The following is a 247-nucleotide window of genomic DNA, read 5'->3' on the forward strand; positions in this document are numbered from 1 at the left end:
CGCCGAGCGCCACGGCCAGCGCGCCCGCGCCGAGCGCCGCAAGGGCGAGCAGCTTCGCCGCGACGGCGCGCCCGCGCGAGGGGACCGCCGTGAGGTTGGCGAGGCGCCCGGCAGCGCGCTCCTCGTCCACGGCGAGCCCGCAGACGATGGCGGACATGAGCGGCATGAGGGCGCCGAGGAACTGGGCGTAGGCGTCCGCGCCCAGCGCCGGGTCCCATCGGGTTACGGAGAAGTACTCGCCGCAGGC

At 77.3% G+C, this 247-nt stretch carries 1 pseudogene; it reads right to left on the reverse strand.

The features are described from left to right. Window positions 1–247, reverse strand: a pseudogene (locus DW112_RS09970) (lantibiotic ABC transporter permease); the annotation flags it as partial.

The sequence above is a fragment of the Collinsella sp. AM09-41 genome (assembly GCF_003473245.1).
In the GTDB taxonomy this organism is placed as follows: domain Bacteria; phylum Actinomycetota; class Coriobacteriia; order Coriobacteriales; family Coriobacteriaceae; genus Collinsella.